Genomic DNA, 26,515 nt, shown 5'->3' on the forward strand with positions numbered 1-26,515 from the left:
CATGACAGACAGACAGCAAAAAGACACCCTGCATCGCAGGGTGCCTTGCGTACCTCTTATTCTTCTTCAGCGATTGCTGGTTTTTTACGCTTGAATTTGCTCATGATTTCATAAACGATCGGCACGATGATGAGAGTAAGAAGCGTTGAACTTGTGAGTCCGCCGATGACCGTTACTCCAAGTCCTTTTGAGATAATGCCGCTTCCGCCTTCAATGCCGATGGCAAGAGGGATGAGCGCTCCAATTGTAGCGATGGCGGTCATCAGAATCGGGCGCAGACGTGTTGTTCCTGCTTCAAGCAGCGCTTCTCTTGTTGAAAGTCCCTCACGTTCTTTGTGAATGACGCGGTCAATCAGAACGATTGCATTCGTTACAACAATCCCTATCAGCATTAGAGCTCCGATCATGGAGTTGATGCTGATCGTTTCTCCCGCAATCCAAAGTCCAACTAGAGCTCCGATTACTGTAAACGGAAGAGAGAACAGGATTGCGAACGGCGCAAGTCCTCCCCCAAACGTAATGACAAGCACAAGATACACGATGGCAACAGCTGCAAGCATCGCCAGGCCAAGCTGAGTAAAGGATTCCTGAATATCTTCTGTTACCCCGCCTGTGTCGATATCAGCGCCTGTTGGCAAGGAGAGTTTATCCACTTCCTTCTGTACTTCACCCGATGCTTTTGCCACATCATCTGTTGTCAGTTCTCCGGAAACCTGAACGTAAATTCGTCCGTCGCGGCGTGTCACTGTATCAGAGGTTTTCCCCTCTTCAACCGAGACAACATCTCCGATTTTCACTTCTTGACCCAGTGGGGACATAATGGTTTTTTCCGTCATGTCGTCTACATCTTCGAATGTTTCTTTTTCTGTCTGCAGATAGACGTTGATGTCTTCCCCGTCTTTTTCAACCTGAGTCAGAACCGGACGGTCGCGCTGAGGCATTAGTTCCATGCCGATTTGACCGGCAGTCAGCCCAAGCTTGCCGAGTTCCTCCTGGTTTGCGACAAGAGTGAACTCATCGTATGTTTCAGCAAGACTTGAACTTACGTTTTTAAAGCTGCCATTGTCCTTCATGATCTTTTCAATCTCTCCGACAGTCGGTTCAATGTCTTTCAGTTCGTTGCCGTACACGAAGAACTGAACTTCATTGCTTCCGGCGCTTTGAGTGAAATCCTGTGCAGCCCACTCGCCTTGTTCTGTGTCTGCCTGAAGGTCTTCAATGACTTTCTCTTTTTCTTTTTCGAAGTTTTCTGTGTCGTCTTCATATTCAATGAAGAATATCGCACTGTTCGTATCTCCCGGATTCATCGGGTTTTCGCTTCCAAGCGAGTATTGGACAAGCGAAACGTTTTTGCGGTCAAGCAGCATGCTTTCTGCGTTTGCGACTACATCTTCAACCTGTTCCTCTGTTTCGCCAGGTGCAGGTTTATACGTCGCATAAACAAGCTTCTGTTCTTCAGAAGGCAGGAAGCTGACACCGATGACAGGCACCAGGAACAAGCTTCCGACAAGAACCAGGACCGCAAGAATGGATGTGATCCATTTGTGGTTCAAGGTCCAGTTCAAAATACTTCTGTAGGCAGCCGTCATTTTCCCCGGCTTATGTTCATCATGTTTTTTAGCGGTCTCTCCGTACAGTCCTTTCTTAAAGAAACTGTGTGCAAGCATCGGCACGATTGTGACAGCTACAACAAGAGAGGCAAGAAGGGCAAAGACGATCGTTAAGGCAAATGGAAGGAATAATTCTCCGATGACTCCATTTACAAGTGCCAGCGGAAGGAACACCGCGATTGTTACGATCGTTGAAGACATGATCGGAACAAACATTTCTTTCGTTGCTTCTCTTACAAGCGCCATGCCTTTCAGTTTTTCACCCTGCAGAGACATTCTGCGGTAAATATTCTCGATGACGACGATCGAGTCATCGACGACACGTCCGATGGCAACGGTCATCGCTCCAAGTGTCATAATGTTCAATGTTATGTCCATTTGTTTCAATAAGAGAATCGCAATCAATAAAGAAAGCGGAATGGATACAACCGAGATTAGCGTTGATTTTATATCCCTCAGGAATAAAAGGATAATAATGACGGCAAATATTGCTCCAAAAGCCGCTTTGCTCAGCATCGTGCTTACGGATTCCTCGATCGGCTCTGCCTGGTCAAGAGTCGTCTGCACATCAAGGTTTTTGTATTCCTTTTCGTATGTTTTAAGTTCTTTTTTAACAGCATTTGCTACATCAACTGTGTTTGCATCAGCAGATTTTACAACCTGAATACCGATGGCTTCTTTTCCGTTTGTGCGGGAAATCGATTCTGCCTTCCCGACTGATTGAATGTCTGCAATCTCAGAAAGTTTTACTGTCGGCAGCTCGGCAGCCTGAGGAGCCTGTGCTCCGGGTGCTGTCTGAGTCTGTCCTGCAGGAGGAGCTGCTTCAGCAGGTGCCTGTGCACCAGGGTTCTGCCCTGCACCAGGGTTCTGTCCTGCCCCAGGTGCTGCCTGCTGCATGCCGGCATCTGCTCCTTTAGGCGTGACAGGAATTTCAAGGTTTTTAAGATCATCTATTGTGACGATATTTCCATCAACGACAACAGACTGCTCTTTCTCGCCAAACGTATAAAGACCGAGCGGGAAGTTTACATCTGCGCCTTTAATGATATTCTGGACCGTTTCCTGATCCAGGTTGTATTCTGTGAGTTTATCTTCTTTAAAAGTGAATTGAACTTCTTCTACCTGCTGGCCGGATACCTGAACAGAAGATACACCGTCAAGACCCTTCAATGAAGGGACGATGTCATCCTCCACGAGGGTGGTTAACTCGCTGAGAGACTCCCCGTCCTCTGAAATGCTTAACGCCAAAATAGGAAATGCGTTAATGCTGAGTCTTGAAATATCCGATTCATTGACTCCTTCAGGAAAAGACAAGTCTGCTACAGTGCTTTTCACTTCTTCTTCAGCTTTATCCATATCCTTTTCAAACTCATATTCAATTTGAATGGATGAGGCGTTCTGGAAGGATGTGGAGCTTACTACGTTTACTCCGCCAAGATTCTGGACTGCCTGTTCAATCGGTTCTGTTACTTTTTCAGCAACTTCTTCAGGAGTAGCTCCAGGATAAACCGTTGTCACGGTTACAATGGGAGTTGTAATGTTCGGGATTGTCTCAAGCTTCATGTTTATGCCTGAGTAGAGTCCTGCCACTGTCACAATAATGGTCAGCAGCCATACAGCAAATTTGTTCTTCAGGACAAAATTAATGATGGAATTCATGTGATCCTCCGGAGATGATTTTTTTAAAGTTTATTGACTGACTGGTCATAATAATTAATAATATAAATGACCAGTCGTTTGCAGTCAATTATAATAAGCTTGTTCCAGTATGAATTTTATGTAAATGTGAACATTCAGTCATAAATCAGCTGTACTTCAGGAACATTATGGTGAGAACAGAAGACGGCCAATGCACGTGTAAGGAGAATCAGCGAATGAAGGAAAAAGAAAAACGGATCATTGAAGCGGCGATGAGCCTTTTTGCCAAAAAGGGTGTAACCTCAACTTCCATTCAGGATATCGTCAATGAATGCGGTATTTCAAAAGGGGCTTTCTACCTTTACTTTAAATCCAAGGACGCTCTTTTGCTTGAGACGTTCAAGTATCATTTTGAGCTCATCCATTCAAAAATGCAGTCTGTCCGAGAAGAAAATCTTGAACCCCGCGCACTCTTGATTAAGCAATTATCCTGCCAGTTCAGTGAAATTAATAAACATAAAGATTTCATCATTATGCAAATGCGTGAAAATGCCGTGCCGAACAATCCGTCAGTCGCAGCATTTATTCAGAAAATGAATGCTGAAGCAAGTCTCCTTGTTAAAAATGGACTGGCTTCTATTTACGGAGACTCCATAAATCCATTCATCTGGGATATGACGGCAATCCTGCAGGGGATGATCCATTCCTATTTGAAGTACATTATTTTCGATAAAGCGGAGCTAGATTTTGAAGCACTCTCTGTTTTTCTTGTAAACCGGATCGATGATATGGTTTCAGGACTGATCCGTTCAGACGAAAAGCCTATTCTTTCGGGAGATGAACTGACTCTTTTTTCTCCATGCTCGGGTATTAGCAAAGAGGATCTGATCCATGCTATTTCCCACTATAAACAAAAAGTTTCAGGAGACTTGCTTGTGACACTGGAAGTTCTTGAGGCGGAAATACAGGAACCCGAACCGAGAACAGCCGTTATTCAAGGGATGCTTGCAAACTTCAGCCAGGATTCTGCTTTATCTGAATTAAAAGAGAGCATTGCTTATTATTTCCAAATTAAGTAGCAAAAAAACAAGAGAGGCCTCTTCTATTTCCTGAGATCTCTCTTTTTTTATGGAGCTAATGGAATCAGCTTCTTTTTATAAAGTGCAGCAATGACGTTCATTAAAGCTGCAGGAATTTTTTTAGGGAAATATGCTTTTCTGTAATATTTGTGAAAAGCGGTTTTCAGGTCATTCCACTGTGTACAGTCTTTCTTTTGGCGAAACCTGGCAACATCAATCATCATAATGCTGCCGTCTGACGTGATGAAAATGTTGCGGAGGTGAATATCGGACGGATTTAATCCTCGCATTTTTGCAGACAAAAGGGCACTGTCCACTTCTGCAATGTGTTCGTCTGTAATGGAGATTCCGCTGCTGACACATTCAAACAGGGTGCTTCCTTCAATGTAATCGATGACCAGAAAGTTTTTACCTGCTTCATACAAGGAGGGATAGTACTTAATTCCTTGTAGTGTCCTGTAAATGTCAGCTTCCTCCTGTGCAATATGTGTAAAATCAGGAAAGAATACTTTTAACGCTTTTTCTTCGCCGCTGAGCTTAAAGACGAATGCACTCCTGCCTGCTCCAATGAACGTCAGGGACGGGTCGTGGCCCAAAAGCTTTGCTCTCGTTCCTCTGCCGCCGATTTTCACGCTGTCAGCGAGCTTGCTCCAGACTGTCATAGGAAAACCTCCATTCGTTTTAAACGTCTTTTACAAAGTGCGATCATTGCGGGATACCATTCTATTACGATCCAAGCTGCTCGATCTGATCCAGAATCTGCTTCATTTCATTTATATTTCTCATCATTTCTGAGTCTTCCAGCATCTGCAGGGTATATTCTCCGTTCTCCACCTGCTGCAGAGCTGAATCAATGCCACTTTCGAGTGATTCACTGTACTTTATGAGCTGACTGTGGGCATCCTGAGCTGCACCAGGTGCCTCAATCTCTTTAAAGGTTTGTATTTCTTCTTTCATATCCAGGAGGCTTTGCTTCAAATCCTCTCTTGCCTGAACGCTCCCTGCTGCTTTTTCAGCAAGCGCAGGTGCCTCTTCAGCAAAAGCTGCTGCCTCGTTCATGTAATCTTTTGCCTCATTGGCGTACTCAAGCGTTGAATTAACCTCCTGGAGAAAAGAACATCCGCTTAGTAATACGACGGTTAAAACAGCCGTAAGTTTCATCATCCATTTCATTTAAACCGCTCCCTCCTTTTATACACCTGCTATTCCATCTGTAAATGCAAAAAGACGCTGCGGCCGATGAATTGGCCGAGCGTCTTTTTAAAAGAGACTTCACCAATAAATCGGCAAAGGTCTCGCTAACAGCGGATGCTGCCAGCAAAGCCGGGGAAACGGTCCCGTAATGACGACTTTGCTGTTAAAGCTACTCCCCTTTAAGGAATAGATATGATGTTGCTTTTATTATACCGTGAATGACCAGAATCAGTCAATTTCGGTCTCTCTGAATCACACAGTTACTTTTTCGCCCATGACAAAATAAAAACCTGAAGATCTCATATCACTTGCTACGCTGTGAAGTCCTTCTTCCTCAAGTTTTGAACACAGCTTTTCAGCATTCTGAAGATCAAATGCAAGCATCTCTTCTTTACCGAGACCTGAGATCCGGACATCGTCCAGAAGATGAGTAAAGTCTTCATCTGCAAATACATTGATGCCCACTTCATACGCAATGGCTCCAGTATCAGAGCCGTTAAGATTGATTTCTTCTGATTTTAAATACCAGAAATCGTAATAGATAATGTCAGACATAATCGCATTCCTCCATGAATGGTTGGTGAATGCATTGTACCAGAAAAAGGGCCGGTGTGTAAAAAACTGGCGCCGGTTCGTTCAGCGCCAGTTTCAGGATTATTCTTTTGCGTCTTTCTTGAGGACTCCAACCATTACTGCCGTGATGACGGATCCTGTTAAAATAGCCGCGATGTAAAGCAATGGATTTCCGTCAACAATCGGAATGACAAATGCTCCTCCGTGCGGGGCACGAAGTCCGATGCCGAAGATCATTGTCAGTGCTCCTGCAGCAGCAGAACCAATGACAGCTGCCGGAATGACTCTGGCAGGATCTGAGGCTGCAAACGGGATCGCTCCTTCTGTAATAAAGGTTGCTCCCATTACATAATTTGTTTTCCCGGCTTCTCTTTCAGCTTTTGTAAACTTCTTTTTAAAGAAAGTCGTAGAAAGGGCAAGACCAAGCGGGGGCACCATTCCACCTGCCATTATAGCAGCATGGGGAGCAAAGTTGCCGGCATCGATCATGGCGATTCCAAAGGTGAAGGCCGCTTTGTTGATCGGTCCTCCCATATCAACTGCCATCATGCCTCCAAGAATTAGTCCAAGCAATACGAGGTTGCCTGTTCCCATGCCTTTCAGCCAGACAGTCAGCCCGTCATTAATGGCCTTGACCGGCTCAACAACAACAAACATCATAATTAGTCCGGTCAAAAGGATGCCAAACAGCGGATACAGAAGCACCGGTTTAATTCCTTCAAGGGAACCCGGCAGACCGCTGAACGCCTTTTTTAATCCGACAACAAGATAACCTGCAAGAAATCCGGCAATGAGGCCTCCAAGGAACCCTGCCCCGCCAGTTGCCGCCATCAGGCCGCCGACCATACCAGGTGCAAATCCCGGCCTGTCGGCAATACTCATCGCGATGAATCCTGCAAGAACAGGAATCATGAGATAAAAGGCATTGCCTCCGCCAATCGTGCTGAGCGCTTCTGCAATCGGATGGTAGGAAGAATCTTTCGGGTCAGCCGCATTGATGCCAAAAACGAACGAAAGGGCTATTAAAATCCCGCCTCCGACTACAAACGGCAGCATGTTGGAAACACCGCTCATTAAATGCTTGTAAAAACCGGATCTGCCGGACTTGCCTTCTGCAGATTTTTTTGGTTCTCCGCTTGCTTTGAAAATTGGAGCATCCTGGTCAAGAGCTTTTTGAATGAGCTCCTGCGGCTTGCGGATACCCTGTGCGACAGGAACCTGTATCACATGCTTGCCTGCAAACCGGTCCATCTCCACCTGTTTGTCGGCAGCGACAATAATGGCAGCAGCTTCTGCGATCTCTTCCTCTGTCAGCGCATTTTTTATGCCGCCTGAACCGTTTGTTTCCACTTTGATGGGAACATTCATTTCTTTTGCTTTCGCCTTGAGGGCATCAGCTGCCATGTACGTGTGGGCAATTCCTGTCGGACAGGCAGTTACGGCAAGAATCATTTTTCCTGAAGCAGCCGGTTCTGAAGCTTCCTCCTCTTCCATTTCCTTTTCTTTTTCATTGATTGCGTTCAAGATTTCCTCTTCTGTTTCGGCATCTTCAAGCTTCTTCTTAAAAGCAGGATCCATCAGAAAGCCGGACAGTCTGGAAAGCGTTTGCAAATGCTCGTTATTTGCGCCCTCAGAAGCAGCAATCATAAAGAACAAATGGGCAGGCTGACCGTCGAGAGATTCATAGTCTGCTCCCTGCCTGGAACGGCCAAAGGCGATAGCCGGTTCTGCCACTGCATTCGTCTTCGCGTGTGGAATGGCAATTCCTTCGCCGATTCCTGTTGTACTTTGTTCCTCTCTGGCCAGAATGGCTTTTTTATACCCTTCTTTATCTTTAAGTTTTCCAGAGTTGTGAAGAATCTCAATTAATTCATCTATCACTGCCGGTTTTGTGCCGGCGCGCAAATCCAGAATGATTGTATCCCGTGTCAATAAATCTGTAATTTTCATTGTTTCTTCCCCTTTCCCTCTTTATATCTCTCTGACTGTTATCTTTTCTATTAATTGCCGGACAAGCTCCTCTTTTGCCAAATCCTCTGAAAAGGCAGTAGCACTGCCGGCTGCAACTCCCTGCCTGAATGCTTTTTTCAAATCACCGTGCATCGTATATCCTGCAAGGAATCCAGCTACAACAGAGTCGCCGGCTCCTACTGAATTCCTGATCTCTCCAGCTGGAACATTAGCAATGAACGCCGATTCCTGATTGATAAATACAGCACCGTCTCCCGCCATGGAAACAATGACATTCTGTACACCCTCTTCAAGAAGCATGCGACCGTATTTCACAGCCTCTTCCGCACTGTGTATGTCTGTCCCGAACAATTCTCCAAGCTCATGATGATTCGGCTTGATCAGAAACGGTTTCATGCTGAACGTGTTCTTTAATGCATTGCCAAAGGCATCTATCACCGTTTTTGCACCGGCATCCCGGGCAATTCGGGCTGCCTCTCTGTAAAAATCTTCTCCAAGACTTTTTGGGATGCTGCCTGCAAGGACAAGAATATCGCCCTCCTGCAAGGCAGATATTTTCTTCAGCAGCTGCAGCTTTTGGGTTTCTGCGATTTCCGGCCCCTGCCCGTTTATTTCCGTTTCAGCACTGGATTTGAGTTTAATATTTATTCTTGAATATCCATCTGCACGGATAAAATCACTTGTGATTTTTTCTTCAGCCAGGAAGTTCTCGATAAAATCGCCGGTAAATCCTGCGGTAAAACCGATGGCCGTGCTGTCTGCACCCTGGCGCTTTAGCATCCTTGATACGTTGATGCCTTTTCCGCCCGGAAACATATTCTCGTTTTTCGTGCGGTTAATTTGACCTTCCTTAAAATCATCGACCCCTATCACGTAATCGATGGAGGGATTCAGCGTACATGTATATATCATGGTGCCACAACCTTTATCACTGTTTTTTCCATATATTCATAAGCTGCATCTTCTTCAAGTTCATTTGTGAGAATAACAGCCTCACTGAGGTCTGCAATTTTTGCAAAAGACCATTCATTGAACTTCGACTCATCTGCAAGGACATATGCCTCCTGAGACAGAGAAACAGCAAGCCTCTTCATTGCCGCTTCTTCCGGGTCTGGAGTCGTAAATCCCGCTTCCGGATGAATGCCGTTCACACCCATGAAGCACTTATCAAAACGGTACGAACTTAACCCTTTCTGAGCTTCACTGCCAATTAATGCCCTTGTCTTAGGCTTAACCATTCCTCCTGTCAGGAAAGTCGGAATGCCCTGTTCAAGGAGCGGTTCGAGATGGGAAACGCCATTTGTCACAACCGTTATCTCTTTATCCTTCAAGTAGGGAATCATCTGCATTGTCGTCGTTCCCGCGTCTATATAAATACTGTCGCCGTTCTTCACAATCGCCGCGGCTGCTTTGGCAATCCGCTCTTTTTCTTCCGAATGTCTAAGGGCTTTTTCGCTTACACTGAGTTCTTCGCCCTTTTGATGGAGAAGAGATGCTCCCCCATGAACACGCTTAAGCTTTTTTTCTTTCTGAAGCTGGCTTAAATCTCGTCTGATGGTTGATTCTGAAGAATCTGTTGCATCTACCAGCTCCTGTATAGTCGCTACTTGCTTTTCCTGCAAAACCGACAGGATCAAGCGGTGCCGTTCTTGTGTAATCATAGCGCCCCTCCATCTGTTTCAACTTTATGACCTAATAGTAACGTAAGCCCTTTCAAAAATCAATCAAAAACATTCAAAAACAACCAGAAATGTTCATTATATTTTTAAATACGGTCAAAACCAATCAAAAAAACTGTCCGATCTCTCAGACAGTTCCATTTAATCCTATATTCTGAAGCTTCAGCTGCTGAACGGCAAACTCTCTGTACATCGCATGCGATTCGAGCAATTGTTCATGTGTTCCCGAACCGGTCACTTTTCCTTTGTCCAAAAAGATGATTTTATCAGCATCAATAACCGTTGACAGTCTGTGGGCAATAACAAGCGTTGTTCTGCCCATCATCAAATTGCCCAGTGCTTTTTGAACGATGATTTCTGAGTGGCTGTCAAGGCTTGATGTTGCTTCGTCAAGGAGCAGGAGCTTCGGATCGCGCAACAGTGCTCTTGCAATTCCGATCCGCTGCCGCTGTCCGCCGGAGAGCTTGACGCCTCTCTCTCCGACCTGTGTATGATAACCTTCGGGAAATTCTTCAATAAACTGGTGGGCATACGCCATTTCAGCAGCCCGGATGATTTCCTCGTCTTTCGGCTCACGGGTTAATCCGTAGCAAATGTTTTCTTTGACCGTCCCTGACGTAATGGGACTTTCCTGCGGAACATACCCGATTTGCTCTCTCCATGACTGAAGGGAAAACTCTTCAATTCGATTTTCTCCCAGGATGATTGCTCCGCCGGTTGGCTTGTAGTAGCGTTCCATCAATGAAAATAACGTCGTTTTTCCGCTTCCGCTCGGACCTACAATAGCCGTCGTTTTTCCCGGTTCAATTTCCAGCGCCACTTTGGTCAAAATCGGGTCATTCTTATAAGCAAAATCAACCTCCTGAAAGATGATCGGTTTTGCAATGCTCTTTACTTCTTTTCCTGCAGACAAGCTTTCTTCTTCTTCCCCAAGGATCTCAATCATGCGCTCTGAGGCTCCCATTGCTTTTTGAAGCTGAGTAAAAAATGCCGTAAACTGTGTCATCGGGATGACAATCTGAAACAAGTAGAGAATGAACGCGACCAGATCTCCGGATGAGATGGCGCCGGACTGCACTCTGAGTCCGCCATATCCAAGGATAATGACTAACAGCGACATAATGACAAACGAAATCAGCGGTCCAATCAGTGCATGAATTTTTGCTTCTGAGAGGCCGAAGGTAAACAGGCGGAAAGCTCCCTCTTTACCTGATTCATATTCTTTCGTTTCAGCGTTCGATGATTTCACGAGGCGCACATGGGACAGCACTTCACTTAACAGAGAAGTAAACCGTGCTGTTTCATCCTGAAGCCCTTTTGAAACCTTGTACATTTTTCTTCCAAGCGGAAGCAGAATCAAGATTGAGAGAGGAATCAGGGCAAGCATAATCAGCGTCATCTGCCAGTCAAGGTAAAGCAGAATGCCGAACGAGCCGATTATGGCGATGATGCCTGTAAAGAAATTGGTGATGTGATCTGTGATCAGCCCTTTTAAAATGGCTGTATCATTTGTCATCCGGCTGATCATTTCACCTGTCTTATGCTGATCGTAAAATGAAACCGGAAGATGAATATGCTTCTTCCATAAACGTTCTCTAAGCCTTGCAACCACATGCTGTCCGACATAATTCAAAAGATATATGGAAATGCCGCTCGTAATCGCCTGTGCGACAAAGGCTGATAACAAGAGCAAAATATGGAAGGCTCCAATGCTCTCAAAACTGAAGTCGTCAATCAGATTTTTTGTAAAAAGCGGAATAACAAGACCGGCAAGCGTGGAAATAACGCTTAGAATGCCTGCAGCAGCCATTCTCGCTTTCGACGGTTTTGTGTCGCGTATCAGTTCATAAAAAAGCAGCAGTCTGTCACCGTATCTTTGTTCTTTCATTGTTTTCTTCCCCCATCATGCATACTCACCATCTATTATACAGATATCTCCAGAAAAGAATAAATACAAGCCCTTCTGCCTTCCTGCATGTATTCCATAATTAAGGAAATGATAGTACTCAAGTATAACTAACCAAGAAAGCAGCGTAGAAGATGGAAAATTTCACTGGATCCAATCAGCACAGGCGGTATAAAGCTCATTTGAGCATGTTTGGGACAACTCAATTCCACTTAAGAAACCCATACATTATTGCATGGTGGTCCGCGGCTTTTCCCGGATTCGGCCATCTCCTTCTGTCCAAATACTTCAGGGGGCTGCTCCTTTTCGTATGGGAAGTCTTTATTAATATGCAGTCTCATTTGAACATCGCGATGGTTTATTCGTTCTGCGGAGAAATTGATAAAGCGCGCGAAGCCCTTGATTACCGGTGGACCCTCTTATATATTCCCGTCTACATATTTGCCATCTGGGACAGCTACCGCACAACAGTCGATTCCAACCGGGTCTATCTGCTCGCCGAACGTGAAAACGCACCCTTTAACACCTTTACAATCGGAGCCATGGAAATCAACTATTTAGACAAGCGCAATCCCCGAATGGCTGTCGTCTGGTCCTTTCTCATGCCTGGGACCGGGCAGCTGTATATACACCGCCTTATTACCGGATTTTTCGCCCTGATCTGGACGGTTGTTTTCGTTTATTATTCCAAGTGTCTTCTCGCTGTTCATTTTCTGTTTTTGGGAGAAATTGAGCAGGCAACAAACATTCTGAATCCATCATGGCTGATGTTTGTTCCCTCCGTATACGGATTCGCTGTTTATGACTCATACATCAATACAGTCGAGAACAACAAGCTGTTTATAGATGAACAAAGAAATTTTTTGATGACTAATTATCAGAAATACCGGGTCAGCTTTCCTGACAGAGTTTGAGGGGTGATTTCCATTGCAAGTATTTGCTGCGTTTGATCACTGCACATATCTGGAGCTTGCGATTTCCAAAATCGAGCAAGAAGGTATACATAAAGACAGAATCCTTGCTGTGCCTTTAAAATCGAATGACGATTCCGTCAAATTGATGGATTCTATCCATCATTCGGATGGCATCAGTCTTTTTGATACAGGTGCAGCCCTTGCTACTGCATTTGCCGTCATTGGCGTCAGCATCGGGTTTAAGCTTGAATGGGGACCTGTTTACTGGGGACTGATCGGGGCAGGCAGCGGGCTGCTGTTGGGGTTTGCCATCAATTTGTTCTACTATACGGTCATAAAAAAAAGAAAACTTAAAATTGGCGGGAGCGCAAAAAAAACCGAAGTCGTCCTGGTTATTGAATGCCGTGAGGAAGTGTTTTCACGCGTGGAAAAAATATTGAAGGAACACTATGCACTGGGAATTGGCTATATAAAATAAAACAGGCAGCCGCAATAAATCCGGCTGCCTTTCTGTGTGTTCTAATTGGTTCATACGGCTTTTGCATCAGGCTTCAAGTTCAACTTGAGAAGAATCGCCGTTATATACATCCGTATCAAGTTCATTTGTCGCTTTTCCGGTAAGCACCCCGGCTGTCATGCTTCCGCTGACATTCAGCGCTGTACGGCCCATGTCAATCAACGGTTCAACTGAAATTAAAAGCCCTGCTAAAGCAATCGGCATATTCATGGTTGAAAGAACGAGAATGGCCGCAAATGTAGCCCCTCCCCCAACACCTGCAACACCGAATGAACTGATGGCCACAACTGCAATAAGGGTGAAAATAAATGACGGGCTGAGCGGATCAATCCCCACTGTCGGCGCAATCATAACCGCCAGCATGGCCGGATAAATGCCGGCACATCCATTTTGCCCGATTGTAAGACCAAATGAACCTGCAAAGTTTGCAATACCTTCAGGCACACCAAGCTTTTTCGTCTGTGTGCTGATATTAAGCGGCAGCGTACCTGCACTTGTACGTGAAGTAAACGCAAAGGTAAGGACAGGAAATACTTTTCTTACATACGTAACCGGGTTTAACCCTGCAAGTGTAAGCAGCAGCAAGTGAATAATAAACATGACGAGAAGTGCGACATATGAAGCGATGACAAATTTCCCTAGCTTCAAGATGGAATCGAGGTCACTTGAAGCAACTGTTTTTGTCATAATTGCAAGCACGCCATATGGAGTCAGACGCAGAATCAATGTAACGACGCGCATAATGACGGCATAAAAAGCATCCACAATTTTAGCAAACAGCTCTGCATGCTGAGGCTCTTTGCGTTTTACTCCAAGAAACGCAAGACCAAGAATGGCTGCAAAGATCACAACTGCAATGGTTGAAGTCGGACGGGCACCTGTGAAATCAAGGAACGGATTGCCCGGAAGAAGTTCAAGAACCTTCTGCGGGAAGGTCTGATCCTGAATTTCCGTATATGTAGCGTCAAGGGCTTCCCCTCTGGCTGTCTCAGCCTCTCCCTGCTCAATTTGAACTGCTTCTAAATTAAATCCAAGCGACGTTCCAATGCCGATTGCGGCGGAAATGGCTGTTGTTCCAACGAGAATCCCCAAAATCAGGATGCTGATTTTTCCGATATTTCCCGAAAGCTTCAGTTTCGTAAACGCACTGAGGATTGAGATGAAGACAAGAGGCATCACAATCATTTGAAGCAGCTTGACATAACCGCTCCCCACGATGCTGTACCAGCCGATTGATTCAAGAAGAACCTCGTTTTCCGGCCCGTAAATAAATTGAAGGGCAAAGCCCAGCACAATCCCGAGACCAAGGGCTGCAAACACCCTTTTTGAAAACGAAACGTGTTTCTTTTGCATATAAAAAAGCAAGAATATGAGTCCAAGAAGAACGGCAATATTCACAATTAACAAAAATGCTGACATAGCATTTCCCCCCTAACTTTTTCCTTAAGTATTAGAAAAATATAAAGCAATTAAACCAATCAGTCAAGTAGGAATTACCGGCGGCCAACACTCAAAGGTTATGTCCGCTTTTAAGGAATTATGCCTGAATGGTTCCGCTTCAGCCCGCAATCTCATAATTTATGAGAGCAGCTTTAAAAGGAGGCGCGTGTCTGACGTGATAAAAATTAAAAACGCCTATCAAAATGACAATATCCTAAATACGAGTGTATTAACCGCCGAGCAGAAAGAGATTCTTGATCTGATGGTAAAGTATGAAGAGGTTTATTCATATGAGCATTTCAGCCAGTTCAAATTCGAAATGGATCTGCGGACCGAAATTGTAAAAGCATCCTCTGCCCTCTATCAGAGCGGGGTCAAGTTTACGACGTTCGAGTATTCCAAATGCAATCCGGCTTTTTGGGACCTGACGAGCCAGGGAGCCATAGTCATCAAACCCGGCGTTCCTCCTTCAGCCGCCTTGATGGACGTCTACAATAATGGGACCATGTATGCATTTGAATGTGCGACTGCCATGGTAGCCGTTTTTTACAGAGCCGTGCTGGAAATGATTGAAGAGCCCTATTTCAACCGCCTGTTCGACGGGATGATTCTATACGACTGGCACTATGATGACGACCTTGGAGTTTTTACGAGAAGAGGAAATGATTATCTTCCAGGTGATTGCCTGTACTTTAAAAATCCTGATTTTGATCCTGAAAAGCCGCAGTGGCGAGGTGAGAATACAATCGACCTCGGCTATGATCTTTACTACGGACACGGCATCGGCATTAAAGATTCTGAGGGCATCATAACCTCCCTCAACAAATACAGAAAACAGGGAGCTACGAGATCAGCCTACCTTCTTTCCCAGGTAACGCGGCTTGATTACAGATACTTGTATCCGTATAAACGGAGTGACAGAGAGGAAACAGGCGCCTATCCGCTTGCAGATGGAACCATTACGGCAACGAGACTTGGGGACGTATTTTATTTAAGAGCGTAATGCCAAAAAAAAAGCCGCCATTATTTCGGCAGCTTCAGCTGATCATTATGAAAATATTTGCGCTGCAAGTAGTGCTGTTCACGCCCAAGATATTTATTTACCATCAGCTCCATTTCGCCAAGGTCAATTCTTGTCACGAGCGGATCGAGCTGATTCCACTTTACAACTCTAATGAAGTAATAGTCTTTAATGGGGGTGAACACAACAGGGGAATTCGGCCATTGATCGAACCAGAATTCAATTCTTCCCCTTTTCTTGTACGAATAATGAATAATCTTCATTTTCATCACCTGTTATAAGAATACATGTTCTGATTTGAAAAAGAAAGCTTTAATCGGCTGACCCGCTTCTTAGGATCGCTCTGACCGGACTTCCGTCACCGTCCGTAAGTTTCAGCGGCAGAGCAATCAGCTCATAGCTTCCTTCTTCAGCCGAAGTTAGGTCCAGCCCCTCTAAAATAAAGATGGACTGCTGAAAAAACGAGTGATGGGCAGGCAATTCTTTGCTTTTCATAAAATCGACCGATGGGACATCCACTCCGATCAGCTTAATGCCAAGACTTCCAAGGTACTCTGCAGCATCGGGGTGAAAATAAGTGAACTCTTCGGGAAACCTGTTTGAATCCTCCCAGGAATCAGTCCGGATGAGCAGACGTTCTGTTCCCGCAAGATCCATTTTCTTCAGAATGTGAGCAGTAATGACCTCCTGGCCTCGAATGTGAATGACTTTTGCTGTGCCGCAGTAAATGGAGAGATCAAGTTCATGGATCCTCTTCCCTTCCGAGTCAAAATGATAGGGGGCATCTACATGAGTTCCTGTATGGGTGCTCATCTCCACCTTTCCGACATTAACGGACCCGCTCGCTTCTTTCGTCCACATCAGTTCAAAATCAAATGGAGTATCCCCCGGCCAGACAGGCGTGCTGTTTTGCAGCGGCCTTGAAATATCAATAATTTTCATGCAATCACCTCCCGAATATTTTCAAACTGCTCATATCGTTTTTCCCTCATTATCGTTTTTAGAAACTGCACGGTCTTCCAAATCTCTCCATAAGAAGTGTAAAAGGGTGAAGGGGCCAGCCTGATAATATTAGGAGACCTGTAGTCCGGAATCACTCCATCCTTTTTCAGCGCTTTGCAGATTCTTGCAGCCTCAGGATGCATGAGAGCAACATGACCTCCGCGACGTGCATCTTCTTTCGGGTTCACAATCTCAAAAGAAAAACCTGAAAGCTCTTCTTCGATTAAATCCATCATCACCCTGGTCATACTCAGCGATTTCCTGCGGATGGCAGCCATCGTTGCTTCCCTGAACATTTCAAGAGAAGCAGATAAGGGCGCCGAACTGAAAATATGCGGAGTTCCAATCTGATAGGCTCCTGCAGTGTCTGCCGGCGTAAAAGTATGCTCCATATCAAACTGCTGCTCTTTATTTGAGCCAAACCAGCCGCCAAGCCCCGGTCTCTTTTTGCCAAGATGCTTTTCATGGACAAACAGTCCTGCCGCCGCACCCGGTCCTCCATTGACATATTTATAGTTGCACCAGTAAGCAAAATCTGTCCCCCATTTGTGCATCTCATGAGGAATTGCCCCCACTGAATGGCAGCCGTCAAAGCCGATGATAATCCCCCGTTCGTGAGCGGCTTTCGTAAGCCTTTCAATATCAAGCAGCTGGCCGCTTCTGTACAGAACAGTCGGCAGAACAGCCATCGCCACATCTTCTGTCATGCAGGCAATAATATCGTCTTCATCAAGCGTCTGACCGTCTTTGCTTTTCACCTTGACTAAGTGTGTATCAGGATCTAATCCTTTCAGAGACAGCTGACTTTGAAGAGCGTATATGTCAGAAGGAAAATTTAATTCATCCGCAAGAATCTTTGTCCTTTTTCCTTCCGGCTTAAAAAAACTGGCTGCAAGCTGATGGAGATTTACCGTAGTAGAACCTGTCACAATGACCTCATGCGGCTTTGCCCCCACTAAAAAAGCCGATTGCCCGCCAAGTGTTTCAGACAGGTAGTACCAAGGTTTATCGCCTTTCGTCCAGCCGTCAATTCCGTGCTCCTTCCAGGCCTCAAGCATTTCAAGCAACGCAGCTTCAGTCCGCTTTGAAGGGAGGCCAAGAGAATTGCCATCCATATAGATAATGCCTTCTTTTAAATAAAACTCCTGTCTGTAGCAGGCAAGTTCATCCTGCTTATCAAGTGCTGCCGCTTTATCTGGATCCATAGCGGGAAGCCTCCTTCATCCTGATTTCAGTTTGACTGATTAACTGATTTAAAAAAACGTCTGCCGGCACTTTTTCATGAATCATCCTTAGACCCTGGCCAGCCCAGACAGACATATTTTCAGTGTTTCCCGCTTCAGCAGCCTCGCTCCTAAGCCGCTTCGTCAGATTGTTTTGCATAGGATAAGGGAGGACATCTGATTCATACGGCTCCATTTTCCGGATAAAATCATTTGTAATTCCCCGCGCATATTTTCCTGAGAATGCTTTCGTCAGTACCGTCTGATCTTCTGTGCTTGAGATTATTTTGTCTTTATAAGCTTCCGCTGCACCGCTTTCAGTACATGGAATAAACGCGCTCCCCATCTGCACTCCCTCTGCACCGAGCATAAATGCCGCTGCCATTCCTCTTCCATCCGCTATGCCGCCGGCAGCAATCACCGGCACCCGAAGCGCATCTGCTGCCTGAGGAATAAGTGACATGGTTCCGACCCCTGCATCCTGAGAGTGATGGAAGGTTCCGCGGTGTCCTCCTGCTTCACTGCCCTGCATGACAATCAAATCTGCTCCAAGTTCTTCAAACATAAGCGCCTCGTCTACGGATGTCGCCGTGCCAATTACGGTCCTGCCTGATTTTTTCAGTTCTGCTGCAGCTTCTTTTGAAGGCAGCCCGAATGTAAATGAACAGACAGGCACCCCCTGCTGGAGAATGACTTCAAGCTGCTGTTCGTAATTATGGCAGTTTTCTTCATCTGAATAAGAAAGGTCCTCCACAGGAAGTCCCCATTGCTTAAATCGATCCGTCATCCTTTTTATCTCTGCCTCACTGGCATAGACCTCTTTTTCAGGCACAAAAAGATTGACGCTGAACGGTTTCCTTGTCAAACCCTTTATTTTCACAACCTGCTCCTTAAGCTGTTCCGCCGTTAAATAACCTGCTCCGACAGACCCCATCGCCCCGAAGCCGCTGACAGCAGCCGCCAGTTCGGGTGAAGTAATTCCTCCCGCCATCGGTGCCTGAATAACCGGATAGGTGATGCAAAGCTTGCGGCTTACAGCTGTTTCATTCCATCCCACACATACTCCTCCTCATCCAGAAGTGAACTGCCTACCTTCTTCTACAAGCATGCAGCCGTTCCCTGCCGGATTCAGGAGGAATGATCCGGAGCAAAATCCGTTCTCCTTTTACCCGGTTGTGCTAAAATGGTAAAAAATAGACACTCAAAGATAGGAGCTGTTGAAGTTGGATGAGCTGTGTCCCCTTTGCAATCCTCAAATGATAGAAGATCAGAAAATTGTCCTGTCCAACGACCATTGTCTCTTTCTTCAGATGCCCCAAAACATCCTTATTGGATCAGGCCTGATTGTCCCAAGAGAGCACCGCCCTACTATGTTTGATTTAACGCAGGATGAATGGAATGCAACATACAGTCTGCTTCAGGAAGTGAAAAAGCTGCTTGATCAAGAACACGAGCCTGATGGCTATACAATCGGCTGGAATACAAACGAGGCCGGAGGGCAGCATATTTTTCACACTCACCTTCATATCATCCCCCGCTTCAAAGACGAACCGTATGCCGGAAAAGGCATCAGATCCTGGCTGAAGGGCAAAGAGAATCTGCGGCCTTCCCTCTCTGACGAAGATTAAAATGGACCGAACTTGGGTAAAAAAAGAGAAAGACCGCTGACAAAGGAGTGTTACCGATGATCATTGTATACATAAGCATTGCGCTTGTTGTCCTTGCCCTTATCTATCTAGGTGTCTCATCCATCCGCACCTTCAAAAAATCACAGCCTGTGCTGCAGGACCTTCAGGAAACGGCAAACCGCCTCCAAAAACAAACCGAAAGCATTCAAAATGAAACAACCAGACTCTCCGCCACCCAGGAAAAAATCATGTCTGACGTAGAGTACAAAAAGAAAACCGTTCAGGAAACAATCGAAATTGCGAAAGAAACACCGGAAACTTTGAAAAGCTTTAAAGAGTTTATACCATCTAAAAAAGAAGAACGCGCCGCACACAGAGTTCGGGGCTGAGAGGTGCAGATCACTTTGGTGGTCTGTTTTTTTGTGTGGTGGAGGAGCTGTCGGAGATGATATTAAACCAGGTACTAAGTTTTAGTTCTACCATGCTTCTGTTGATGGTTCTTATCACGCTGTTGAGTGCCATCAATCACGAGTTTTTTTCTGTTGGTGGTTCTTATCACGCTGTTAAGTGCCATCAAGCACGAGATTTTTTCTGTTGGTGGTTCTTATCAAGCTCTTAAGTACCATCAAGCACAAGATCTTCTCTGTTGATGGTTCTTATCAAGCTGTTGAGTGCCATCAAGCACGAGATTTTTTCTGTTGGTGGTTCTTATCACGCTGTTAAGTGCCATCAAGCACGAGATTTTTTCTGTTGGTGGTTCTTATCAAGCTCTTAAGTACCATCAAGCACAAGATCTTCTCTGTTGGTGGTTCTTATCACGCTGTTAAGTGCCATCAAGCACTAGATCTTCTCTGTTGGTGGTTCTTATCAAGCTCTTAAGTACCATCAAGCACAAAATCTTCTCTGTTGGTGGTTCTTATCACGCTGTTAAGTGCCATCAAGCACAAGATTTCTCCTGTTGATGGTTCTTATTAGACTTATTAATTCCATCAAACTCGAAATCTTTCCGGTTGATGGTTCTTGTCCTGCTGTTTTCTGCCAACAACCTCAGGGTCCTTCCCCGATGATGGTTTTATTTTTCCACAACAAAAAGAGCACTGAATCTCATCAATGCTCATACCCACCATGTTTCACCAATTTTCATTACGTTTAGCTTTTCCGGGTCAAGTGCACGCTTTTCCCATTCTGCAAGCAGCCTCTCCAAAGCTTCAGGTCCTGTATCGTCGGCCAGCCTGAATGCACCGTAATGCATGGGAACAAATGGCCCTTTCGCGTTCAGATCAAGGTACGCCGTGACTGCATCCTCTGGATTGATGTGCGATACCTTCATAAACCACTCAGGCTCATAAGCTCCGATGGGCATCAGGACGGCATCGACAGACATTTTTTCACCGATTTCTTTAAAGCCGCGGAAGTATCCGGAGTCACCGGCAAAATAAATGGAGTGGCCTTTGTGTTCAATGACCCAACCTCCCCAGTGGGAAGTATTCGTATCCCACAGGGTTCTGCGCGTCCAGTGCTGGGCAGGAACGAATGTAAATCTGACGTCCTCTTTATCAAACACATCCCACCATGCAGCTTCTTTCACGTTCTTATACCCTCTTCTTCTGAAGGAAGCACCGAGGCCTTCGGGCACGTAAAAAACCGGGTCTCCCTTGAGCTTTCTGATTGATGCAAAATCCAGGTGATCATAATGTCCGTGAGAGATCAGGACAGCGTCAATTTCCGGAAGTGCCCGGATTGGCATGCCCGGTTTCGTCAATCTCCTCTGCATGCCCATCCGCTCTGCCCAGACCGGGTCAGTAAGGATATTGATGCCGCCTGTCTGAATCAGGAATGTAGAATGGCCGATCCAGGTCACACTGGTTTTTGAACGATTAGCCGACACTTCTTCCGTCTGAGGATTATCCAGCCTTTCAATGGAGACCGACAAATCCTTCTTTTTCGCTTTTCGCTCTTTCATCCATTTTCTGAAATCCGAAAAGCTTTTGGTGTTTTCAACCCCGTCCAAGTTATGATATTTCTTGCCCATCTGCCTGCACCTTTACATAAAATGTCCGGGTTCTCGGCCCGTCAAATTCACAGAAATAGACTCCCTGCCATGTTCCAAGCAGGAGGTGCCCTCCAGTGATAATGACATGCTGCGAGGAGCCGACTGTGCTTGCTTTCATATGCGCAGCAGTATTCCCTTCGGCATGCCTGTCCTTATCGTCAAACCATGGATAGACTTCATCAAAGCGTCTGATCATGTCTGTTTTCACGTCAGGATCCGCATTTTCATTGATTGTGATTCCTGCAGTGGTGTGCGGACAATAGATTAAGGCTGTGCCTTCTACTGTGCCGGTTTCATTCACAAAATCTTCGATCAGGGCTGTTGTGTCGAGCATCTCATCGCGTGCTGATGTCCTAATCGTGAATTTTTTCAGCATTCTATCAGCCTCCTTTTTTAAATTGTACCATTATCAGCATGCAAAAACCCCGAAACGGCACAGGCTGTCTCGGGGATTGCATGTTTAGAACAAGTATACTCGTGTTTCAAAAGGTTTCATTGTAAAGGAAGTCACATGTTTGTGGCCTTCTGTTTCGTAGTTTTGCAGCACCAGGCTTTCGCTTGAAAGCGGAAGCTTGCTGTACTGATAGAATGCATTTTTGTTGCTTATGTTCGAAATGACAAGGGCTGTTTTGCCTTCAAACGTACGTGTATAAGCGTAAATTTGTTTATCCTTTGGAAGGATTAAGTCATATGTCCCGTAAACAAGGACATCGTTTTCTTTTCGCAGGTCAATCATTCTTTTGTAGAAATGGTAGACAGAGTTCTCATCTTTCAGCTGCTTTTCAACGTTTGTTTCCTTGTAGTTTTCATTAGCGCCGAACCAAGGAGTTCCTGTTGAGAAACCGCCGTTTTTCTCGTCATTCCATTGCATTGGCGTACGTGAATTATCACGGCCTTTATGCCAGATGATTTCCATGATTTCTTCGTGTGAGCGTCCTTTTGCCGTTTCAATGCGGTAAAGGTTTTTCATGGCAACATCGTCGTAATCATCGATGGACGGAAGATGAACGTTTTTCATGCCGAGCTCCTGTCCCTGGTAAATGAACGGTGTACCCTGCATCATGAAGTACATAGCGCCAAGTGCTTTTGCACTTTCTACAAGATAGTCTTTGTCATCGCCCCATGTTGAAACAGAACGCGGCTGGTCATGATTTTCAAGGAAAAGAGCATTCCAGCCATTGCCATCAAGACCCTTCTGCCACTTTGTAAGAGTTTCTTTCAGTTTGACAAGATCAACCGATCCTTCAAGTCCATTGTCCCAAAGGCCAAGGTGCTCAAACTGGAAGATCATGTTGAAGATTCCGTTCGTATCTCCGACCCAGTCCTCTGCCTGTTCAAGCTTAACCCCGTTCGCTTCTCCGACTGTCATGATGTCGTAACGTGCAAACGTTTGCGCTTTCAGCTCGCTCAAATGCTCCATAATGCCCTCTACGTTCATGTGGTAATCAAAGGATGAAACGTAATCAAGACCGTTTGGATTTGGAAGATCAGGGAATCCTTCTTTTTTGTTGATGTGGGAAATCGCATCTACTCGGAAGCCGTCGATTCCTTTATCAAGCCACCAGTTGATCATTTCGTAAACAGCTTGTCTCATGTCCTGGTTTTTCCAGTTTAAATCAGGCTGCTTTGTTGCGAAAACGTGCATGTAGTACTGATCTGTTTTTTCATCATATTCCCAGGCAGAACCGCTGAAAATACTTTCCCAGTTGTTTGGCTCTTTGCCGTTTTTGCCGTCGCGCCAGATGTACCAGTCGCGCTTTTCATTGTCTTTTGACTCGCGTGATTCAATGAACCATGGATGCTCATCACTTGTATGATTGACAACAAGATCCAAAATCAGCTTCATGTCTCTTTTATGGACTTCTGCTAAAAGCTCGTCAAAGTCTTCCATTGTTCCGAAATCAGCCATGATGTCCTGATAATCACTGATATCATATCCATTATCTGCATTTGGGGAAGAGAAAATCGGACAAATCCAGATGACATCGATTCCAAAATCCTTCAAATAATCCAGTTTAGAAATAATTCCGCGGATATCACCGATTCCGTCCCCATTCGAATCCATAAAGCTTCTTGGGTAGATCTGGTAGGCAACTGCTTCTTTCCACCACATTTTTTTCATATACAGCACTCCTTTATTTCAACCTTAACGTCCAGTAAGACGAACGGGTATGTGTTCCAAATAAAAAGTATTCGCTTACATTTATGCTAAGTTTTCATTACTAAAAAGTATTATACTCTAATTGTGTTAAAGATTGAACAATTTCCTTTGAATTCCTTTAAAAAGTGGCCCCGTCCATCCTTTATTGACAGACAGATCCTTAAAACAAGAAAAAGCTATCCGCACCGGATAACTTTCTCCATTACTTATGCTATTTTAGAGCTGACTTCAGCTGTTTTCTTTTTAAGCCAGTTCTTGCCCTCAACCATGCGGGAAACCATCATGCTGCTGACGTTATCGCCTGTAGCATTGAGCATGGTTGCAGGAGGATCGATGATTGTTGAGATGGCCGCAATAATCGGCAGTGCTTCAGGCGGGAAACCGTAAAGCGTAAGAATAAGCATTTCGCCGATCATTCCCCCGCTCGGGATGGCTCCCATGACCGTTCCGACAAGGATGGCTACTAAGATCACGCTTGTAATGGTACCAAATCCTGAAAAGCTCATGTCAAAAATACCAAATAAGAATACAATTTTCAGGACGCCGCCAAGAACGGAACCATCTTTATGAAGAGCGGCTCCCAGAGGCACGGTCGTTTCTCTGATATCTGCGCTGACACCCATCTTTTTCGTCGCCTCAAGGTTAACCGGGATGGATGCTGCACTGCTGCATGTTGCAAGAGAAGTAATCGTCGGAGACAGCATGTTTTTCCAGAAAACGTTCACTCCCTGTTTCTTGCCGGCGATAAATGCGTAAACCGTAAACGCAATGATAAAGTAAATAAAGGCTGCTGCATAATACATCACACCTGCTCTGAAATAGGTGCCAAGAAGCATTGGCCCGTATTCACCAACAAGAGTTGCAAAGTAGGCGCCAAGCCCGATCGGTGCATAGTACATAATGATGGAAACAAGTTTCATCAGCACTTCAGAACCGGACGCGAGAAAGCTTGCAAACGGCTTTCCTTTTTCCCCGATCATGGAAACAGACAGCCCGACCAGTACGGAGAAAACAATCATCGCAAGCATGTTGTTTCTTGAGAACAGTTCGACAAAATCAGGAACCGTAAACGTGCTGACGATCTGATCAGCAAGTGTTACATCCTCCATCGCCTCAGGCTTTTCAAGCTGAAGCGTCACACCCTGTGCTGGAGGAACGATTTTAACGACAGCCGTCATATATATGGCTGCAATCAATCCTGTAAACAGGAACACAGCCAGCATGCTGCCCATAATCTTTCCTAAACGCTTTGTTCCTCCCATATTCGCAATGGATGAAGCAATCGTGAAAAACACAAGCGGTACAACAACCGTAAACATGGCATTTAAAAACAAATCGCCGAACGGCTTTAAGAACACAGCTTTTTCTCCAAACATCAGTCCGATTATGCCGCCAATCACAACTGATGAAAGCAGAATAAGCGGAAAACGGTAAGCTTTCATTTAAAATCCCTCTTTCATATCAATAAGAACCAACTAATGCTATCAGAGGAATGGACTTTTTTCAAGAAAGGTTTATTGGAATTTTCATCAGCACAAAAAACAGGCAATCACTCAGGATCGCCTGCGGCTGCTTTCATTTTCTTTTTGGCTTCAAGGGTTATGATGTGGTGGCCTTCCATATCCGTAACGGTAAATTCATAGCCGTCTGCGGAGATTTTATCGCCTTTTTGAACATCAATCATTTCGGTGAGGATCCATCCCCCGATTGTATCCACATCTTCGGAATCAATGTTTGTCTGAAGAAGATCATTTACTTCCTCAATAAGCGCTTTTCCGTCAAAAATGTAGTGCGTCTCGCTTTTCTTCCGCACATTTGGGAGTTCATCGATGTCGAATTCATCGCGGATCTCGCCTACAATTTCTTCAAGAATATCCTCCACTGTCACAAGACCGGCTGTTCCGCCGTATTCATCGACAAGGATGGCCATGTGAATCCGGTCCTTTTGCATTCTCAGGAGCAGATCCTGAATCGGAATGGTTTCAATCACTTTGATCACCGGCCGGATGTAATTTTTAAGAAGCACGCCGTCTTTTGACATGTAAAGGGCATCAAGCACTTCCTTAATGTTCACAAGACCGACGATGTTGTCTTTGTCTTCGTGTTCAAGCGGATACCTGGTGTATCTTTCGCTTCTCATAATTTCAAGGTTTTCCTCAAATGAATCTTCCAGTGCAACAGTAACCATTTCTGTTCTCGGGACCATGATTTCTTTTGCAATCCGGTTATCAAATTCAAATATTTTGTTCACATACTTATACTCGGACTGATTGATCTCCCCGCTTTTCAAGCTTTCTGACAAGATGATGCGGAGCTCTTCCTCCGTGTGGGCCATCTCGTGTTCAGAAGCCGGATGAAGGCCAAACATTCTAACAATCGTCTGGGCAGATCCATTCAGCGTTTTGATAAAGGGATACATGATTTTATAAAAAAGAATAAGCGGCCTCGAAAGATTCATGGTGACCCATTCCGCTTTCTGAATGGCCAGGGTCTTTGGGGCAAGCTCCCCAATGACCACGTGAAGATACGTGATCGCCACAAAAGCGAGGACGAACGATAGAATTCCTGACAGCGACGGATTGACTCCCCATGAATCAAATAATGGATGAAGGAGGCGCTCTATGGTCGGCTCCCCGAGCCACCCGAGACCGAGAGCTGTGATCGTAATGCCAAGCTGGCAGGCTGAAAGATATTCATCAAGACTTCCCGTTACTTTTTTGGCAGCAATCGCTTTTTTATTTCCTTCTCCTACGAGCTGATCAATTCTTGAGCTTCTTACCTTTACAATGGCAAACTCTGCAGCGACAAAAAAGCCTGTAGCTGCAATTAAAAGGGCGACTAGAATTAGATTTGTAGCAATCAAAGAGTTCCCTCATCCTTCAAAGGACAAGGGTCACCTCCTTTCA

Annotated in this window: 24 protein-coding genes; 6 read left to right on the forward strand and 18 right to left on the reverse strand. The window is 45.2% G+C overall.

The features are described from left to right. Positions 1 to 56 precede the first annotated feature (56 nt). On the reverse strand, positions 57 to 3,269 hold the full coding sequence (locus ACK1LH_RS17055) for an efflux RND transporter permease subunit (RefSeq protein WP_411333700.1): 3,213 nt from the start codon (positions 3,267 to 3,269) through the stop codon (positions 57 to 59). A gap of 215 nt (positions 3,270 to 3,484) precedes the next feature. Here ACK1LH_RS17055 and ACK1LH_RS17060 point away from each other — a divergent pair, with 215 nt between their 5' ends. After that, positions 3,485 to 4,327, forward strand: a complete 843-nt coding sequence (locus tag ACK1LH_RS17060) for a TetR/AcrR family transcriptional regulator (RefSeq protein ID WP_411333701.1) — start codon at positions 3,485 to 3,487, stop codon at positions 4,325 to 4,327. A gap of 47 nt (positions 4,328 to 4,374) precedes the next feature. On the opposite strand, the gene ACK1LH_RS17065 is transcribed toward ACK1LH_RS17060, so the two are convergent. The 7 genes from ACK1LH_RS17065 to ACK1LH_RS17095 form a co-directional block, all read right to left on the reverse strand. After that, positions 4,375 to 4,989 (reverse strand): serine/threonine protein kinase, encoded by a 615-nt coding sequence (locus ACK1LH_RS17065; protein ID WP_029283924.1) that lies wholly within the window; start codon positions 4,987 to 4,989, stop codon positions 4,375 to 4,377. A 64-nt stretch (positions 4,990 to 5,053) separates the two neighbouring features. Then, positions 5,054 to 5,500, reverse strand: a complete 447-nt coding sequence (locus ACK1LH_RS17070) for a DUF6376 family protein (RefSeq protein WP_411333702.1) — start codon at positions 5,498 to 5,500, stop codon at positions 5,054 to 5,056. A gap of 273 nt (positions 5,501 to 5,773) precedes the next feature. After that, positions 5,774 to 6,076 carry a hypothetical protein gene (locus ACK1LH_RS17075; RefSeq protein WP_029283926.1) on the reverse strand — a complete coding sequence of 101 codons (303 nt, stop codon included), beginning with the start codon at positions 6,074 to 6,076 and terminating at the stop codon, positions 5,774 to 5,776. Between the two features lie 99 nt (positions 6,077 to 6,175). After that, complete coding sequence (locus ACK1LH_RS17080; RefSeq protein WP_411333703.1) at positions 6,176 to 8,044, reverse strand: fructose-specific PTS transporter subunit EIIC; 1,869 nt, start codon at positions 8,042 to 8,044, stop codon at positions 6,176 to 6,178. Between the two features lie 21 nt (positions 8,045 to 8,065). Then, complete coding sequence (gene pfkB / locus ACK1LH_RS17085; RefSeq protein ID WP_411333704.1) at positions 8,066 to 8,977, reverse strand: 1-phosphofructokinase; 912 nt, start codon at positions 8,975 to 8,977, stop codon at positions 8,066 to 8,068. Next, complete coding sequence (locus tag ACK1LH_RS17090; RefSeq protein WP_320155639.1) at positions 8,974 to 9,726, reverse strand: DeoR/GlpR family DNA-binding transcription regulator; 753 nt, start codon at positions 9,724 to 9,726, stop codon at positions 8,974 to 8,976. The genes pfkB and ACK1LH_RS17090 overlap by 4 nt, the downstream gene beginning before the upstream one ends. A 145-nt stretch (positions 9,727 to 9,871) precedes the next feature. After that, a complete protein-coding gene (locus ACK1LH_RS17095) occupies positions 9,872 to 11,632 on the reverse strand; it encodes an ABC transporter ATP-binding protein (protein WP_411333707.1) in 1,761 nt (586 codons plus the stop codon). A 152-nt stretch (positions 11,633 to 11,784) separates the two neighbouring features. Between ACK1LH_RS17095 and ACK1LH_RS17100 the strand changes: the two genes are divergently transcribed. Both ACK1LH_RS17100 and ACK1LH_RS17105 read left to right on the forward strand, forming a co-directional pair. After that, complete coding sequence (locus ACK1LH_RS17100; protein ID WP_029283936.1) at positions 11,785 to 12,564, forward strand: hypothetical protein; 780 nt, start codon at positions 11,785 to 11,787, stop codon at positions 12,562 to 12,564. Between the two features lie 13 nt (positions 12,565 to 12,577). Beyond that, positions 12,578 to 13,042, forward strand: coding sequence for a hypothetical protein (locus tag ACK1LH_RS17105; RefSeq protein WP_029566157.1), 465 nt, complete (start codon positions 12,578 to 12,580; stop codon positions 13,040 to 13,042). A gap of 66 nt (positions 13,043 to 13,108) precedes the next feature. Here ACK1LH_RS17105 and ACK1LH_RS17110 read toward each other — a convergent pair whose 3' ends face one another. After that, a complete protein-coding gene (locus ACK1LH_RS17110) occupies positions 13,109 to 14,500 on the reverse strand; it encodes an L-cystine transporter (RefSeq protein WP_029283940.1) in 1,392 nt (463 codons plus the stop codon). A gap of 196 nt (positions 14,501 to 14,696) precedes the next feature. On the opposite strand from ACK1LH_RS17110, the gene ACK1LH_RS17115 reads away from it, so the two are divergent. Then, positions 14,697 to 15,524, forward strand: coding sequence for a protein-glutamine gamma-glutamyltransferase (locus tag ACK1LH_RS17115; RefSeq protein ID WP_342825375.1), 828 nt, complete (start codon positions 14,697 to 14,699; stop codon positions 15,522 to 15,524). A 20-nt stretch (positions 15,525 to 15,544) separates the two neighbouring features. Here ACK1LH_RS17115 and ACK1LH_RS17120 read toward each other — a convergent pair whose 3' ends face one another. The 4 genes from ACK1LH_RS17120 to ACK1LH_RS17135 are packed head-to-tail and all read right to left on the reverse strand — an operon-like array spanning position 15,545 to position 18,824. Continuing rightward, positions 15,545 to 15,805: a hypothetical protein gene (locus ACK1LH_RS17120; protein WP_411333710.1), complete on the reverse strand. Its 261-nt coding sequence runs from the start codon at positions 15,803 to 15,805 to the stop codon at positions 15,545 to 15,547. A gap of 49 nt (positions 15,806 to 15,854) precedes the next feature. Next, positions 15,855 to 16,484, reverse strand: coding sequence for an arylformamidase (kynB, locus tag ACK1LH_RS17125; protein ID WP_029283954.1), 630 nt, complete (start codon positions 16,482 to 16,484; stop codon positions 15,855 to 15,857). Continuing rightward, positions 16,481 to 17,749, reverse strand: coding sequence for a kynureninase (gene kynU / locus ACK1LH_RS17130; RefSeq protein WP_411333712.1), 1,269 nt, complete (start codon positions 17,747 to 17,749; stop codon positions 16,481 to 16,483). Before kynU ends, kynB begins: the two co-directional genes overlap by 4 nt. Next, the gene (locus ACK1LH_RS17135; RefSeq protein WP_411333713.1) at positions 17,736 to 18,824 is read right to left on the reverse strand and encodes an NAD(P)H-dependent flavin oxidoreductase; all 1,089 of its coding nucleotides are present in this window, start codon (positions 18,822 to 18,824) and stop codon (positions 17,736 to 17,738) included. Before ACK1LH_RS17135 ends, kynU begins: the two co-directional genes overlap by 14 nt. Positions 18,825 to 18,990: 166 nt before the next feature. On the opposite strand from ACK1LH_RS17135, the gene ACK1LH_RS17140 reads away from it, so the two are divergent. After that, positions 18,991 to 19,395, forward strand: a complete 405-nt coding sequence (locus ACK1LH_RS17140; protein WP_411333715.1) for an HIT family protein — start codon at positions 18,991 to 18,993, stop codon at positions 19,393 to 19,395. A 56-nt stretch (positions 19,396 to 19,451) separates the two neighbouring features. Continuing rightward, on the forward strand, positions 19,452 to 19,784 hold the full coding sequence (locus tag ACK1LH_RS17145; RefSeq protein ID WP_051865584.1) for a DUF948 domain-containing protein: 333 nt from the start codon (positions 19,452 to 19,454) through the stop codon (positions 19,782 to 19,784). Between the two features lie 725 nt (positions 19,785 to 20,509). Here ACK1LH_RS17145 and ACK1LH_RS17150 read toward each other — a convergent pair. The 5 genes from ACK1LH_RS17150 to ACK1LH_RS17170 form a co-directional block, all read right to left on the reverse strand. Next, positions 20,510 to 21,427: an MBL fold metallo-hydrolase gene (locus ACK1LH_RS17150; protein ID WP_411333717.1), complete on the reverse strand. Its 918-nt coding sequence runs from the start codon at positions 21,425 to 21,427 to the stop codon at positions 20,510 to 20,512. Continuing rightward, entirely contained in the window at positions 21,408 to 21,824 is a 417-nt protein-coding gene (locus ACK1LH_RS17155) for a secondary thiamine-phosphate synthase enzyme YjbQ (protein ID WP_029283971.1), read from the reverse strand. The genes ACK1LH_RS17150 and ACK1LH_RS17155 overlap by 20 nt, the downstream gene beginning before the upstream one ends. A gap of 84 nt (positions 21,825 to 21,908) precedes the next feature. Continuing rightward, positions 21,909 to 23,570 (reverse strand): glycoside hydrolase family 13 protein, encoded by a 1,662-nt coding sequence (locus ACK1LH_RS17160; protein ID WP_411333720.1) that lies wholly within the window; start codon positions 23,568 to 23,570, stop codon positions 21,909 to 21,911. Positions 23,571 to 23,815: 245 nt separating this feature from the next. Then, positions 23,816 to 25,051, reverse strand: coding sequence for a dicarboxylate/amino acid:cation symporter (locus ACK1LH_RS17165; RefSeq protein ID WP_282034720.1), 1,236 nt, complete (start codon positions 25,049 to 25,051; stop codon positions 23,816 to 23,818). A gap of 107 nt (positions 25,052 to 25,158) precedes the next feature. Further along, a complete protein-coding gene (locus tag ACK1LH_RS17170; protein WP_411333722.1) occupies positions 25,159 to 26,472 on the reverse strand; it encodes a hemolysin family protein in 1,314 nt (437 codons plus the stop codon). Positions 26,473 to 26,515 lie beyond the last annotated feature (43 nt).

The organism is Metabacillus indicus (genome assembly GCF_046603695.1).
Taxonomy (GTDB): Bacteria; Bacillota; Bacilli; order Bacillales; family Bacillaceae; genus Bacillus_P; species Bacillus_P indicus.